12 protein-coding genes are annotated in these 14,577 nt (G+C 62.9%); 5 read left to right on the top strand and 7 right to left on the bottom strand.

Annotation, left to right across the window (positions count from 1 at the left end; translation table 11 throughout):
- Positions 1 to 51: 51 nt before the first annotated feature.
- The 7 genes from cydB to ASD03_RS04230 all read right to left on the bottom strand — a co-directional run bounded on the left by cydB (position 52) and on the right by ASD03_RS04230 (position 7,146).
- Positions 52 to 1,056, bottom strand: a complete 1,005-nt coding sequence (gene cydB, locus ASD03_RS04260; RefSeq protein WP_025425848.1) for a cytochrome d ubiquinol oxidase subunit II — start codon at positions 1,054 to 1,056, stop codon at positions 52 to 54.
- Positions 1,046 to 2,449: a cytochrome ubiquinol oxidase subunit I gene (locus ASD03_RS04255; protein WP_025425849.1), complete on the bottom strand. Its 1,404-nt coding sequence runs from the start codon at positions 2,447 to 2,449 to the stop codon at positions 1,046 to 1,048. Before ASD03_RS04255 ends, cydB begins: the two co-directional genes overlap by 11 nt.
- Before the next feature lie 326 nt (positions 2,450 to 2,775).
- A complete protein-coding gene (locus ASD03_RS04250; RefSeq protein WP_025425850.1) occupies positions 2,776 to 3,945 on the bottom strand; it encodes a M20 aminoacylase family protein in 1,170 nt (389 codons plus the stop codon).
- 1 nt (position 3,946) lies between these two features.
- On the bottom strand, positions 3,947 to 4,771 hold the full coding sequence (locus tag ASD03_RS04245) for an ABC transporter permease (RefSeq protein WP_025425851.1): 825 nt from the start codon (positions 4,769 to 4,771) through the stop codon (positions 3,947 to 3,949).
- A complete protein-coding gene (locus tag ASD03_RS04240; RefSeq protein ID WP_025425852.1) occupies positions 4,768 to 5,493 on the bottom strand; it encodes an ABC transporter permease in 726 nt (241 codons plus the stop codon). Before ASD03_RS04240 ends, ASD03_RS04245 begins: the two co-directional genes overlap by 4 nt.
- Positions 5,494 to 5,552: 59 nt before the next feature.
- Complete coding sequence (locus ASD03_RS04235) at positions 5,553 to 6,335, bottom strand: transporter substrate-binding domain-containing protein (RefSeq protein ID WP_025425853.1); 783 nt, start codon at positions 6,333 to 6,335, stop codon at positions 5,553 to 5,555.
- 37 nt (positions 6,336 to 6,372) lie between these two features.
- A complete protein-coding gene (locus ASD03_RS04230; RefSeq protein WP_025425854.1) occupies positions 6,373 to 7,146 on the bottom strand; it encodes an ATP-binding cassette domain-containing protein in 774 nt (257 codons plus the stop codon).
- Between the two features lie 285 nt (positions 7,147 to 7,431).
- On the opposite strand from ASD03_RS04230, the gene ASD03_RS04225 reads away from it, so the two are divergent.
- From ASD03_RS04225 to secD, 5 genes are all read left to right on the top strand, one after another.
- Positions 7,432 to 8,055, top strand: a complete 624-nt coding sequence (locus ASD03_RS04225; protein ID WP_025425855.1) for a TetR family transcriptional regulator C-terminal domain-containing protein — start codon at positions 7,432 to 7,434, stop codon at positions 8,053 to 8,055.
- 17 nt (positions 8,056 to 8,072) lie between these two features.
- On the top strand, positions 8,073 to 9,263 hold the full coding sequence (locus ASD03_RS04220) for a pyridoxal phosphate-dependent aminotransferase (RefSeq protein WP_025425856.1): 1,191 nt from the start codon (positions 8,073 to 8,075) through the stop codon (positions 9,261 to 9,263).
- Entirely contained in the window at positions 9,260 to 10,864 is a 1,605-nt protein-coding gene (locus ASD03_RS04215; protein WP_057212496.1) for a 5-guanidino-2-oxopentanoate decarboxylase, read from the top strand. Before ASD03_RS04220 ends, ASD03_RS04215 begins: the two co-directional genes overlap by 4 nt.
- Before the next feature lie 255 nt (positions 10,865 to 11,119).
- Positions 11,120 to 11,461: a hypothetical protein gene (locus ASD03_RS04210; protein WP_128090456.1), complete on the top strand. Its 342-nt coding sequence runs from the start codon at positions 11,120 to 11,122 to the stop codon at positions 11,459 to 11,461.
- A gap of 101 nt (positions 11,462 to 11,562) precedes the next feature.
- Positions 11,563 to 14,103, top strand: coding sequence for a protein translocase subunit SecD (secD, locus tag ASD03_RS04205; protein ID WP_057204246.1), 2,541 nt, complete (start codon positions 11,563 to 11,565; stop codon positions 14,101 to 14,103).
- Positions 14,104 to 14,577 lie beyond the last annotated feature (474 nt).

Genomic DNA, 14,577 nt, shown 5'->3' with positions numbered 1-14,577 from the left:
ACCAGAGGCCGACAAACCACAGAAGCTTGCGACCGGTTCCCGTTTCGCTTTTCAATGGTAGCCCTCCTCCGGGTCGATCTTGCCGCGGAAGACCCAATAGGCGTAGCCGGTATAGGCAAGGATGATCGGCACCAGCACCAGCGCGCCGGCAAGCAGGAACGACAGGCTGGCGTCAGGTGCCGCCGCATCCCAGATCGTCAGCGATGGCGGCACGATATAGGGAAAGAAGCTGATGCCGATGCCGGCATAGCCGAGCACGAACAGCCCCAGCGCGGCAAGGAACGGCCGGGTGTCATGACGGGTCCTGATGCCGGTTATCAGAAGATAGAGGCAACCGAGCACCAGCAGTGGCACGATGATGCTGAAGATTGCCGTCGGCCAGCCGAACCAGCGCTGCAGATAGAGCGGTTCGAGGAAGGGCGTCCACAGGCTGACGATGCCCATGGCGGCGATTGTGCCGAACGAGCATTTGAGGGCAAGGCTGCGAGCCCGCTCCGCCAGATCCCCATGGGTCTTCATGACAAGCCAGGTGGCGCCGAGCAGTGCATAGCCGACGACGACGGCGATGCCGGTCATGATCGAGAATGGCGTCAACCAGTCCCACCAGCCGCCGGTATAGGCCCGGTTCTCAACCGGAATGCCCTGAACCAGCGCCCCCAGCGTGATGCCTTGGGCAAATGCGGCGAGCATCGAGCCGCCGGCAAAGGCCCAGTTCCAGAGATACTCGGCCCGCTTGGTGCGCCAGCGATATTCGAAGGCAACGCCACGGAAGATAAGGCCGATGACCATGGCGATGATGGGCGCGTAAAGTGCCGGCAGGATGGTGGCGTAGGCGAGCGGGAACACCGCCATCAGGCCGCCACCGCCCAGCACGAGCCAGGTCTCGTTGCCGTCCCAGACGGGTGCGACCGAGTTCATCATCACGTCGCGATCATGCTTTTGCGGAAAGAACGGGAAAAGGATGCCGACACCGAGGTCGAACCCGTCGAGGATGACATAGGCGAGCACCGCAAAGGCGATGATGCCGGCCCAAATCAGCGGCAGATCAATGTCCATGATGACCTCCATGGGGGTTGGCGAGGGCGGCACCGGCCGTGCGGATCGGCCCCTCGTCGAGATCCGGCGTCGGATCACGCGGCAGCCGCGCCATCAGCCGCAGGATGTAGAAAGTGCCTGCGCCGAAAACGAAGAAGTAGACGATGATGAAGGCCAGCAGCGAAGCGCCGACGGCAGGGGCCGCAATCGGTGCGACCGAGTCTGCCGTCAGCAGATGGCCGTAGACCGTATAGGGCTGGCGGCCGACCTCCGTGGTGATCCAACCGGCAAGCACGGCGACGAAGCCGGCCGGGCCCATGAGGACTGCTGCACGGTGTAGCCAGGCATTGCTGTCAAGCGTGCCGCGATACCGACACCACAGGCTCCACAGCCCGATACCGAGCATGGCGAAGCCGAGGCCGACCATGACGCGGAACGACCAGAAGATGATACCAACAGGCGGATGCAGTTCGTCGGGAATGGTGTCGAGGCCGGCAAGCGGCGCATTGAGATCGTGCTTGAGGATGAGGCTCGACAGCTTCGGCACGTCGATGGCGTAGTCGACGCGCTTTTCGGCGGAATTGGGAATGCCGAAGAGGATGAGCGGCGCGCCGTCCGGGTGGCTCTGGTAGTGGCCTTCCATCGCCATCACCTTGGCCGGTTGATGTTCCAGCGTGTTGAGGCCGTGCATGTCGCCGGCAAAGATCTGGATCGGCGCAACGATCGCCGCCATCCACATCGCCATCGAGAACATCTTTCGCGCCCGGCGCGGCGCCGTCTTGCGGATGAGGTGCCAGGCGCCGCAGGCGCCGACGACGAAGGCGGTCGTCAGATAGGCGGCAAGCACCATGTGCACCAGGCGATAGGGAAAGGACGGGTTGAAGACGATAGCCCACCAATCGACCGGCACAAACTGGCCGACCGCATTGATCTCGAAGCCCCTCGGCGTCTGCATCCACGAATTTGCCGAAAGGATCCAGGTGGCCGAGATCAGCGTGCCGATCGCGACCATGGCAGTCGCCAGAAAATGCAGTTTCGGGCCGACGCGGTTGAGGCCGAAGAGCATGACGCCCAGGAACCCCGCCTCGAGGAAGAAGGCGGTCAACACCTCGTAGCCCATCAGCGGCCCGATGATCGGCCCTGCCTTGTCGGAAAAGACGCTCCAGTTGGTGCCGAACTGGTAGGACATGACGATGCCGGAGACGACGCCCATGCCGAAGGCGACGGCAAAGATCGTCTTCCAGAAATTGAAGAGCTCGAGATAGACCTCGTCCTTCTTCCACAGCCACAACGCTTCGAGCACCGCAAGGTAGCTCGCAAGCCCGATCGAAAAGGCGGGGAAGATGATGTGGAACGAGACGGTGAAGGCGAACTGGATGCGGGCAAGTATCGTCGCATCGAAATTTTCAAACACGGCACAATCCTTTCAGACGTGCAGCGCCGCGTGTCCATTTGGACGCGCAAGGCTCACTGCAGCTCTCTGGTCTGCTGCGCACTTTCGGCCTCGGATCGTTTCCGACCTAAGGCGTTACGCGGTGCCTTTCGGGCCGGGCCAATCCTGTGGTTGCACCCGAATTTCAGCATGTGATTGAATCTGAGCCAAAATTGCCAAAGGTCAATGATGGGCCGGCCGCCACGTTGTCACACTGCGGCAATGTCGCGCTTGCGGCAAAAGGGAGCGGGCGCGCCGGTCATCGATGGCACGAGCACATGGGGGCGCTTGGTGTTGTGTCGCCGTTTTCAGCGCGTCGGCAGATAGGCTTCCGCAAGCTCCGTCCAGAAGGCGGCGCCGACGGGCAGAAGATCGTCGTTGAAGTTGTAGGCGGGATGATGGAGCGGCTTCTCCTCGCCGCTCACTTTCGAGCCGAGGAAGAAGTAAGTCCCCGGCCGCTCCTGCAGCATGTAGGCGAAGTCCTCGCTGCCCATGAACGGGCGGGCGAGATCGATCACCTTGTCGGCACCGGCAAAGCGGACGGCAAGATCGCGGACAAAATCCGTCTCTGCCTTGTGGTTGATGGTCGCGTCGTAGCTGCGCAGATAGTCGACCGTTGCGCGCATGCCGAAGCTTGCGGCTTGCGCCTCTGCGATCATGCGGATACGGCGCTCCAGCTCGTCGCGCACGGCGGGGTCGAAGGACCGGATGCCGACGACGATCTCGGCGCGCTCCGGGATGATGTTGCTGGCGGAGCCGGCATGGAAGGCGCCGACGGTGACGACGGACGGATCCATCGGGTGAATGTTGCGCGAGACGATCGACTGCAGCGCCATGATGATCGAAGCGCCGCAGACGATCGGGTCGGCGGTGTCCTGCGGTTCGGCACCATGGCCGCCGCGTCCGTGCACGGTGATCCGCGCTTCGTCGACCGCCGCCATGATCGGCCCTTCGCGCAAAGCGAACTGCCCGAAGGGCAGGCCCGGTTCGTTGTGAAGCGCAAAGACCGCGTCGCAGGGGAATTTTTCAAACAGCCCTTCGTCCATCATGATCTTGGCGCCGCCGAAATTCTCCTCGGCCGGCTGGAAGATCAGGTGAATGGTGCCATCGAAATTGCGGCGTTCGGCAAGGGCGCGTGCCGCGCCGAGCAGCATCGTCGTGTGGCCGTCGTGGCCGCAGGCATGCATCAGCCCCGGTGTCTTGCTGGCGTAGCCGAGGCCGGTTTCCTCAAGGATCGGAAGCGCATCGATATCGGCGCGAATGCCGATCGAACGTAACCCGCTGCCATTGCGCAACGTCCCGACGACGCCGGTCTTGGCAAGCCCCGTCGTCACCTCGTAGCCGAGTTCGGCGAGGTGCCGGGCGATGAAGGCGGAGGTGCGCGTCTCCTCCAGGCCGAGTTCGGGGTGGGCATGCAGATCGTGCCGGATGGCGACGAGGTCCGGCATGGCGTTGTCGATGGAGGAGGAAAGCTTCATGTCATGCACCACGGGTTGGTATGCGATTCTCGAACGTGCGGAAGGCCACCACCAGAATGCCGGTGAGGCACATGTAGATGAGCGCGAGCAGCAGCAGCGGCTCGTAGGTCAGGAACGTTTCCTGGCGGACCTTCGAAATCACCGCGTAGACGTCAACGACGGTGATCGTCGCCACCAGCGGCGTTGATTTCAGCTGCAGCACTGCCTCGCCATTGAGCGTCGGCAGGGCACGGTGGATGGCGCGCGGCAGCCAGATGCGGCGGAACATCGTCCAACGGCTCATGCCATAGGCCTTGGCAGCTTCCAGTTCGCCGGCGGGAACGCCTGCAAAAGCGCCGCGCATCACTTCGCCCTCGTAGGCTGCGAAGGATATCGTCAGCGCCGCGACGCCATAGGGCCATGCTTCGCGCAGATACGGCCAGAGAAAGGATTGGCGGATGGCAGGAAACTGCGGGAACAGCGAGCCGAGCCCGTAATAGAGAAGCCAAAGCTGGAGGAGCAGCGGCGTGCCGCGAATGACGGTGCAGAACACCTTTGCCGGCAACTTGAAGAACCACGGGCCGGTCACCTGCGCCAGGCCGATCGGTACGGCGAGCAGGAAGCCGAGGATCGATGTGCTGAACAGCATCACCAGGCTGATGAGAATGCCCCAGCCGAGACGCGGCAGGTAGCGCGGCAACCAGTCCCAGCGCATGAAGACGGCGACGGTGACGACGAACGCGGCAAAGACCAGCATCATCACGATGCGATGCGGCTGGAAGAAACTGCGCGCGTTCGGCAGGTCCTCGGGCGTGAAGGCGATGGCGTGGGTGGTTTGATCCGTCATCGCTGCTCCGCGAAACCGCGCCTCGCATGTCGTTCCAGCATGCCGATGAAGATGTTGGAGATGAGCGTCAGCGCCAGATAGAGCGCGCCGGCCGCAAGGAAGAACAACAGATAGGCCTTGGTCGTGCCCGCCGCCTGGCGCGTGACGAGCGTCAGTTCGCTGAAGCCGACGACGGCCAGAAGCGCCGTGTCCTTGGTGGCGATCAGCCACAGATTGGAAAGGCCCGGGATGGCGTAGGGCAGCATGGCCGGCAAGGTGACACGCCGCAGCACCTTCAGGGGCGACATGCCATAGGCGCGGGCGGCTTCGATCTGCCCGGCCGGAACCGCCTTGATCGCGCCGCGAAGCACCTCGGTCGAATAGGCGCCCTGAACCACGCCGATGACGAAGATGCCGGCCATCAGGCCGCTGATGTCGACCGGGCCGATGCCGAACAGCGCCAGCAACTGGTTCAACAGATCGGTGCCGGCGTAGTAGAGCAGAAGGATGAGCACCAGCTCGGGCACGGCCCTGACGACCGTGGTGTAGCATTCGAGCAGGTCACGCAGGATCGGACCGCCATAGAGTTTGCCGAAGGCGCCGCCGACGCCGAGCGCCATGCCGAGCGCAAAACCGCCGACGGCGATCTGGATCGAGTTGAAGAAACCCTGCAGCAGCACGCCGCCCCAACCGGGTGCGGACAGTGCGAGCAGGCTCCAGTTGACGATAGAATCCGATGCCATGCGTCTTCGACCTCCGAAGGCACCGGCCGGCAGCCCGAGGGCTGCCGGCCGGTTGCGCCTTATTTGCCGTAGATGTCGAAGTCGAAGTACGTCTTCGAGAACGTGTCGTAGGTGCCGTTGTCGCGGATCGCCTTGATCGCGGTGTTGAGCTTGTCCTTGAGTTCGGTCTCGCCCTTGCGCAGGCCGACGCCGACGCCCGGGCCGATCACGGCCACGTCCTCGGCCACATCACCCTTGTAGTCGCAGCACTCCTTGCCCTGGTCCGTCGCAAGGAAGGCCTTGAGCGCGATCGCGTCCGCCTGGACCGCGTCCACGCGTCCGGCGGCCAGATCGTTGTTGGCCTCGTCCTGCGTCTGGTATTCCTTGACCTCGATGCCGGCCGAGGCGAAATGCTTGGCGGCATAGGCCTGGTGCACGGTCGAGACCTGGACACCGATCGTCTTGCCAGCAAGGCCTTCAGGCGTCGGCTTGAAGTCGACGCCCTTGGTGCCGATGACGCCGGTCGGTGTGTTGTAGTACTTGTCGGAGAAGTCGATCGTCTTCAGCCGCTCGTCGGTGATCGACATCGAACTCATGATCATGTCGATCTTCTTCGAGGTCAGCGCCGGGATGATGCCGTCCCAGGCGACGGGGGTCAGCACGCATTCGAGCTTCGCCTCGGCACAGACGGCCTTCATGAACTCGACTTCCCAGCCTTCCCAGTTGCCGTTCGCATCCGGCGCAGTGAAGGGCGGGTAAGGCTCGGCGGCGACGCCGACCTTCAATGCTTCCGCCGAAGCGGCGATGCCGCCACTGACGGCGATGGCGGCCGCAACCGCCAGGACTTTCAATGTCTTCTTCATGCTGTTCCCCTTTTTTGGTTGTTGAGCATTGTTGAATTCAGTGAATGGAGCTGATGAACTTCTTGAGCCTTTCGGATCTGGGCGCGCCGAAGATGGCCTCAGGCGAGCCCTGTTCCTCGATGACGCCGTTGTGCAGAAAGATGATGTGATTGGCGACGTCGCGCGCGAACTTCATCTCGTGGGTGACGAGGATCATCGTGCGCTTCTCGCGAGCGAGATCGCCGATCACCGAGAGCACTTCGCCGACCAGTTCAGGATCGAGCGCCGAGGTCGGTTCGTCGAAGAGCATGACCAGCGGCTGGATGGCGAGCGCGCGGGCGATGGCGGCACGCTGCTGCTGACCGCCCGACAGGAAAGCCGGATAGGCATCGCGTTTTTCATAGAGCCCGACGCGCTTGAGCAGCGATTCGGCGGTGGCGATCACCTCGGCCTTCGGTTTGCCGAGCACATGGATCGGCGCCTCGATGACGTTTTCGAGGATTGTCATGTGTTGCCAGAGATTGAAGCTCTGGAAGACCATGCCGAGCTGGCTGCGGATGCGCTGGACCTGTTTTCGGTCTTCCGGGACAAGTCCGCCGCGGCCGTCCGGTTTCATCCGGATCTTTTCGCCGTGTACGCTGACAGTGCCGGCGGACGGCAGTTCCAGCATGTTGATACAGCGCAGGAAGGTGGACTTGCCGGAGCCGCTGCCGCCGATGATGGCGATGACGTCGCCCTGTTTCGCTGTGAGCGAAACTCCCTTCAGCACTTCCAATGGCCCGAAACGCTTGTGCAGGTCAGTGACCGCGATTGCCTGGGCCGCATCCGTCATCGACGCGCCGATCCAATGGCTCTGCGAGCTTTCCGTGAAGGCATGAAACAGTTCCCCTGTCGTCTTTCCGTGCAGCATCTTTGGCTTGTCACGGTCTTTGTTGGCAGGCATGGTTGCACTTGTGCCGCTATTGTTCAAGCGTATAATAACACGTATCGTCGTTTTTTTATCGCCCGCCGCGTGCCCGATTTTCCCTGAAGGAGCTCCCATGCATCCGTTCCGCTCGAAGGATTTGACGAACCCGTTCGCCGACCCCCGTGCGCGGATGATGGCACGGATGACGGCATGAATCGTCGCGCGTTTCACCGGGCCCCTGAAGGAGAACGCCGCCAGGAGCTGATCGAAGCGACGCTCGATTGCATCGCCGAATTCGGCCTGAAGGGTGCGACAGTGCGCCAGATCGCTATCCGCGCCGGGGTGACGGCTGGGCTGGTCCGGCACTATTTCGAATCGAAGGACCAGATGGTCGCCGAGGCCTACCGTGCGGTGATCGCGTCGCTGACCGACAAGGCCGCCCATGTCGAAGGCGACCCGGAAACGCGGCTGAGGGACTTCATCGCCATCAACCTGACCGAGCCGGTCGCCGACAGCCGCAGCATCTCGCTCTGGGCGGCTTTCATCAGCCAGGTCCGCGTCGACCCGATCCTCGCCGAAATCCACCGGGACGGCTACCTGACCTTTCGCAACACGCTGCAGGACCTGCTTGCCGATTTCTTGGCGGTGAAGAACAAACCGGCCGACGCGGAAACCTGCCGCGCCTACGCGATCGCGATCAACGGCCTCGTCGACGGCCTGTGGATCGAAGGGTGCCTGGCGGGAGATCTGTTTCGGGAAGGCGAACTGGTCGCCATCGCCATGGCCTCGGTCGAGGCGCTGCTCGGCACCTCGATTGGCAGTGACAAACAATGAAAACGGGAGAAAACACCATGCGCTATGCATCGATCACCGAACGCCTCGCCGACCTCGGTTCGGGAAAATGGTCGCTGCACATCCGTGCGCGGCAACTGAAGGCGAGTGGTGCCGATATCATCGAGCTGACGATCGGCGAGCCGGACGTGCCGCCGGACCGCGCTCTGCTCGATGAATGCCAGCGTGCCATGAATGCCGGTCGCTATCGTTATTCCAACGGCCGCGGCGAGCATGCGGTCGTGGCGGCGCTCGTCGAGAAGTACCGCCGTCGCCGCGCCGATGTCACCACCGAAAACGTCATGTGCTTCCCGGGCACGCAGACGGCGCTCTTCGGCGTCATGCTGGGCCTGGTCGAGGCCGGCGATGCCGTTCTCGTCGGCGATCCGCTCTACGCCACCTATGAGGGCGTCATCCAGTCGACGGGCGCCCATCACGTGCTGGTGCCGCTGAAGCCGGAGTTTGGTTTTCACATGCAGGCCGCCGATATCGAGAAGGCGATCACGCCGGAATGCCGGGTGCTGCTGCTCAACACGCCGCACAATCCGACCGGGGCCGTACTGACCGCGGCTGAAATCGCCGAGATCGGCGAGGTCGCGCGCCGCCACGATCTCTGGATCGTCTGCGACGAGGTCTACGAGGAATTGGTGTTCGACGCCGTGTTTGCCTCTCCGTTCGACAATCCGGATCTGGCCGAGCGCACTATCGTCGTGTCGTCGATCTCCAAGTCGCATGCAGCGCCAGGCTTCCGCAGCGGCTGGGCCGTCGGGCCGGAGGAGTTTACCAATAGGCTTCTGCCGGTGTCGGAAACCATGCTGTTCGGCGTGCAGCCGTTCATTGCCGATATGACGGCTTACGCGCTGACGCATGACATCGATACGGCGCGGCGGATGCGCGAGACCTACAAGTCTCGCTCGCGCCGCATCGTCGAGGGCCTCGCCAATGCGCCAGGCATCCTGGTCTTGCCACCGGAGGCTGGCATGTTCACGCTGATCGACGTGTCGGCCACCGGCATGACCGGCGAAGCCTTCGCCTGGGCGCTTTTGGAGGAAGAGGGGGTCGCGGTGATGCCGGGATCCTCCTTCGGTGACGAGGCGCAGAACTTTCTGCGCGTCAGCCTGACCGTGCCCGACAAGGACATCGACGAGGCTTGCCGTCGCATCACCGTGCTTGCCGAGCGCGCCACACTGCGTCAGGAGCGCCGCGCATGACCACGAAAACAGTAGGCGAAGCCCTGGTCGATCTGCTCGAGGCCAATGGCGTCGAGATGGTGTTCGGTATTCCGGGCGTTCATACGGTCGAGCTCTATCGCGGCCTGGCGGCATCGAAGATCCGCCACGTCACCCCCCGTCACGAGCAGGGCGCCGGCTTCATGGCCGATGGCTATGCCCGCGTCAGCGGCAAGCCGGGCGTCGCCCTTGTCATCACCGGACCGGGCTTGACCAACACCATCACCGCCATGGCGCAGGCCCGGCAGGATTCGATCCCGATGCTGGTAATTTCAGGCGTCAATCGTCGCGATTCGCTTGGGCACGGTCGCGGGCTGCTGCATGAGCTTCCCGACCAGCACGGCATGATCAAGACGCTGGCGCTCTATTCGCACACCTTGCTCAATCCCGACGACCTGCCTTTTGTCGTCGACCGGGCTTTCTCTGTGCTGCTGTCCGGCCGGCCAGGGCCGGTGCATATCGAGATCCCGACCGACGTCATGACGGCACGGATCGAGCCGAAGACGATCCGCTCGGCCGCCGCGACCCGTCCGCGCTCCGACAGCGAGACGCTACAACGCGCCGCGATCCTCTGCGCCGACGCGACCCGCCCGGTGATCATCTGCGGCGGCGGCGCTCTGACTGCCGAGGCGGAGGTCAGGGCACTTGCCGAGCAGATCGGCGCGCCCGTCGTCACGACGGTGAATGCGCGCGGCATGCTGGCCGGCAGCCCGCTGCGCGTTCCGGCAAGCCCCAGCCTCAAGGCGGTGCGATCGCTGCTCAAGGAGGCTGATCTCGTGCTGGCGCTTGGCACTGAGATGGGCCAGACCGACTACGACATGTATGCCGATGGCGGGTTCCCGGTGCTGCGCAACCTGATCCGTACCGACATCGATGCAGCACAGCTGGCCCGCGGTCCGCATGCCGCACTTTCGATCCTCTCCGGCGCCAAGACGGCGACGGCGAGCATTCTGGCTTTCCTGCCGGGACATGCGCCGAAGGATGGAGCGGCCCGCGCCGAGGTAGCGCGTAAGGCGGCGCTGAAGGAGCTGACGGCGAAGATGCGGGCCGAGATTGCCGTGATCGATGCGGTCTACAAGGCGCTGCCGGACTGCACCATCGTCGGTGACTCCACTCAGGCCGTCTACGCCGGCAACCTTTATTGCGACGCGCCGCGCCAGCGCAGCTGGTTCAACTCGGCGACGGGGTACGGGGCATTGGGCTACGCGCCGCCGGCAGCCGTCGGTGCTGCCGTGGCCGACCCGTCGCGGCCGGTCGTCTGCCTTGTCGGCGATGGTGGTTTCCAGTTTTCGCTTGCCGAGATTGGTTCTGCCGTCGATGTCCAAGCGCGGGTGATCTTCCTCGTCTGGAACAACGACGGCTATCAGGAGATCGAGTCCTACATGATCGATTCCGGTGTGACGCCGGAGGGTGTGAGGCCGTCTGCGCCGGACTTTATCCTCGCCGCCAAGGCCTATGGCATCGAGGCGGAAAGGCTGACGTCGGTCACTGACCTTTCGCGGGCACTTGCGGATGCCGGCGCGCGCAGCGGGCCGTCGCTGATCGAGATTCATCAGGTGAAAACCAGCGGCGCAACCGCGTAACCTGCAAATCATGTCACCGTTTGAGCGGCGCGAAATTTGACATTTCGCGCCCGCAATGGTGTTAAGAGCGCCTCGTGCTCGATTCCGGCCATGTTCTTCGGCTAGATTTGTTGCATTCCGGCTGAATTGAACTTTCAGGCGCCAAGCGCCGAGGAAGGGGCGGCGTCCCGAATGGACCCAGTGTGTGGTGGCAACAGAGGCAAGTTTGCCGGCCGGCTAATCGCCGTGCTGTGGCTCTTCTGTGCCTCGCTCGCCATGCAGCTGATCGTCGTCGGGCAGGGCTTCTCCTCGCGTCTTTCAGCCGAACAGCAGGCGGGCAATTTCTCCGCGCCTGACACCGTTCCTTCGGATCACCCCGCCGCGCGCCAGATTTCGCGCGCCACCCCGGTTTCGGATCTGCGCTTTACCGCCGAACGCAAGGATGGCAAATCCGCGACCGGCGACGGCGCGGTGCCGATGCTGCTTGCGTCGGTCCAGTTTCTTGCTTTCGAGCCGTCCGGCGAAGACCTCGCTTTCGGCCGTACCCCCTTCGCCGATGGTTTGTCGAACCGCGGCCCGCAAATCCGTGCGCCTCCGCGCGCCTCTGGTGATTGCTGATATTCGGGCACGATGATCGCTGCGATCGTGTTCATGCCCTTGATGAAACAAAGTCCTGATCACGCGGCTTTCGCCCGTACAGGCTCTCTTGGAACCACAACATGCGTACATCCAAATGGGCGATTTTCGCCTATGTCGTCGTTATCATCTTCGGATGCATAGCAGCGCTGCCAAACGTTCTCTCGCCGGCACAACGCGAGCAATTCGGCGCCTGGCTGCCGGTGAAGCCCGTTACCCTCGGCCTCGACCTGAAGGGCGGCTCTCACCTCGTCCTCGAGGTCGACGCCGCCGGCCTGCGCAAGGCGCGGCTTGAAACCCTGCTCGACGATACGCGCAGGGCGCTTCGCGGCGAGCGCATTCCCGCCTCGTCGGCGCGCATCAGCGGCGATGCCGTCACCGTCAAGATCGACGATCCGGCCGACCTCGAAAAGGCGCTGCCGAAGCTCAAGGAGCTCGCAGCCCCTGTCGGCACGCTCGGTTTCGGTGGTTCGGCCTCGGATATCGAAGTCACCGAGAACGGTGGCAACATTAGCCTGGCAATGACCGAAGCCGGCCTCAACGACCGGATGACCAAGGCGGTCGAACAGAGCCTCGAGATCATTCGCCGGCGCGTCGACACGGTCGGCGTCGCCGAGCCGTTGATCCAGCGCGTCGGTTCCAACCGTATTCTCGTCCAGCTTCCGGGCCTGCAGGATCCGACCGGGCTCCGCCAACTCCTGGGCTCGACCGCCCAGATGAGCTTCCACATGCTGGATCAGACCGTCGACGTGACGCAGCCGGCGCCCCGTGGCGTCGACATCCTGCCCGGTGCCAACGACGGCAACAGATATCCGGTCGAAAGCCGCATCGCCATTTCAGGCGAGCGTCTGGCCGATTCCAAGGCCGGCTTCGACCAGCGCACCAATGAGCCGATTGTCTCGTTCACCTTCGATTCGCTCGGCGCCCGGCAGTTCGCCGAAATCACCCGTGACAATGTCGGCCGGCCCTTCGCCATCGTGCTTGACGGCAAAGTCCTGACCGCGCCCGTCATCCGCGAACCGATCATCGGCGGTAACGGTCAGATCAGCGGTAATTTCACCGCACAGGAAGCAACCGTTCTTTCGGCACTGCTGCGCTCGGGCGCACTGCCCGCACCGTTGACCGTGATCGAAGAGCGTTCCGTTGGCCCGAACCTCGGCAGCGATTCCATCCGCATGGGCATCTTCACCGGCCTTGCCGGTTTCGGCCTCGTGGTTGCCCTCATGGTCGTGCTCTACGGCGCATGGGGCATGATCGCTAACGTCGGCTTGGTACTGCACACCATTCTGACGATCGGCGTGCTCGCAATGCTCGGCTCGACCCTTACGCTTCCCGGCATCGCCGGTATCATCCTCGGCATCGGCATGGCGGTGGACGCCAACATTCTCATCAATGCCCGTATTCGAGAAGAAACCGAGGGCGGCGCCGGCGCCATGAAGGCGCTCGATATCGGCTTCAACAAAGCCTATGCGACGATCATCGACTCCAACGTCACCACGCTTTCGGGCACCGTGCTGCTGTTTGCGTTCGGCTCCGGACCGGTCAAGGGCTTTGCGGTGACCATGATGCTCGGCATCGTCATCTCGATGTTCACGTCGGTGACCGTCGTGCGCCTGATGATGCGTGAAGTCGTCATCCGCCGGAAGATGAAGAAGCTCGAGATCCCCTCGCTCTTCGGACGTGTTCCGCATCTGCCGTCCTTCTCCTTCATGAAGGGCCGTTTCGTTGCCATCGGCATGTCCGCCTTCCTGTCGATCAGCTCGGTCGTGTTGTTCTTCACGCCCGGCCTCAACTACGGCATCGACTTCGTCGGCGGTATCCAGGTGGAAGCGACATCCAAGCAGAAGCTCGATCTGCCGGCGCTGCGCCATGGTCTGGAGTCGCTCAACATCGGTGAAGTCGCCCTTCAGGAATTCGGCCAGGACAAGTCGGTCCTGATCCGCGTTCAGCGCCAGCCCGGCGGTGAGCAGGAGCAGACGGTTGCCCTGAACAAGATCAAGGATGCAGCCGTTCAGACCATTCCCGACGTGACCTTCGAGCGGACGGAAGTCGTCGGCCCGACGATCAGCACGGAACTCGCGCGTTCGGGCTTCCTTGCCGTCGGTCTCGCGATGGTGGCGATCCTGTTCTACATCTGGTTCCGCTTCGAATGGCACTTCGCCGTCGGCGCGATCGCGGTCCTGCTGCTCGACATCACCAAGACGATCGGCTTCTTCGCGCTCACCGGCATCGACTTCAACCTGACGGCCATCGCCGCACTGCTGACGATGATCGGTTACTCCGTCAACGACAAGGTCGTGGTCTACGACCGCATGCGCGAGAACCTGCGCAAGTACAAGTCGATGCCGTTCTCCGACCTCATCGACATGAGCATCAACCAGGTGATCGCGCGATGCATCTTCACCTCGATGGCCACGGCGCTGTCACTGGTGCCGATGGCAATCTGGGGCGGCGATGCCGTCAAGAGCTTCGCCTGGCCGATGATCTTCGGTGTTATCGTCGCGACGACGTCGTCGATCTACATCGGCGGCCCGATCCTGCTCTTCCTCAATCGTTGGTGGAAGGATCGCGAAGCGACCCGCACCGGCACCGGAACCACGCAGCCGGGCGCACCGGCCGCCTGATATCAGGGCTGAGGTTATAAAATGTGAAGGGGCGGTCCTATGGGCCGCCCCTTTTTTGTCAGAAAGTGCTGTCTTTATCGCCCCCGTACCTTGCAGGTTGATTCGTCGCTTCCTAGATAGCGAGGGTCTCCGGTTTCGGATCGGGAGAACGGATATTGCATCCGGGACCCCTAAAATTTGATGGGTTGAGAAATATTTTTCGCGTCATCATGTTTTTAATTGACGGAATTGGTAGATTATTCTAGTTTGCAGCTCTGTGACGCGGGCGAGTCCGCCTCACAGTTGTTCATGAACCGCTCCGGCATTGCGATGCCGGACCAAGCCAAAGGAGTGTGACATGTCCGAAACCGTCTCGACCGCCGCCTTCTTCGGCACGCGTTCCCATTGTCGTGCAACAGTGAAGAAACGTCTCATTCGCCTCTGCCGAATGTGATCCTCGAACTCTCGAAATTCATCCTTTGCCGAAATTGAAAT

Source organism: Ensifer sp. Root127 (assembly GCF_001425225.1).
Lineage (GTDB): Bacteria > Pseudomonadota > Alphaproteobacteria > Rhizobiales > Rhizobiaceae > Ensifer > Ensifer canadensis.
The sequence above is the reverse complement of the archived record's forward strand: the minus strand, read 5'-3'. Positions and strand labels throughout refer to the sequence as shown.

Coding starts and splice junctions, on each gene's coding strand:
- secD (WP_057204246.1), top strand. CDS start 11,563: ATGCGTACATCCAAATGGGCGATTTTCGCCTATGTCGTCGTTATCATC.
- ASD03_RS04220 (WP_025425856.1), top strand. CDS start 8,073: ATGCGCTATGCATCGATCACCGAACGCCTCGCCGACCTCGGTTCGGGA.
- ASD03_RS04225 (WP_025425855.1), top strand. CDS start 7,432: ATGAATCGTCGCGCGTTTCACCGGGCCCCTGAAGGAGAACGCCGCCAG.
- ASD03_RS04215 (WP_057212496.1), top strand. CDS start 9,260: ATGACCACGAAAACAGTAGGCGAAGCCCTGGTCGATCTGCTCGAGGCC.
- ASD03_RS04250 (WP_025425850.1), bottom strand. CDS start 3,945: ATGAAGCTTTCCTCCTCCATCGACAACGCCATGCCGGACCTCGTCGCC.
- ASD03_RS04245 (WP_025425851.1), bottom strand. CDS start 4,771: ATGACGGATCAAACCACCCACGCCATCGCCTTCACGCCCGAGGACCTG.
- ASD03_RS04230 (WP_025425854.1), bottom strand. CDS start 7,146: ATGACGGATGCGGCCCAGGCAATCGCGGTCACTGACCTGCACAAGCGT.
- cydB (WP_025425848.1), bottom strand. CDS start 1,056: ATGGACATTGATCTGCCGCTGATTTGGGCCGGCATCATCGCCTTTGCG.
- ASD03_RS04240 (WP_025425852.1), bottom strand. CDS start 5,493: ATGGCATCGGATTCTATCGTCAACTGGAGCCTGCTCGCACTGTCCGCA.
- ASD03_RS04210 (WP_128090456.1), top strand. CDS start 11,120: ATGCAGCTGATCGTCGTCGGGCAGGGCTTCTCCTCGCGTCTTTCAGCC.
- ASD03_RS04235 (WP_025425853.1), bottom strand. CDS start 6,335: ATGAAGAAGACATTGAAAGTCCTGGCGGTTGCGGCCGCCATCGCCGTC.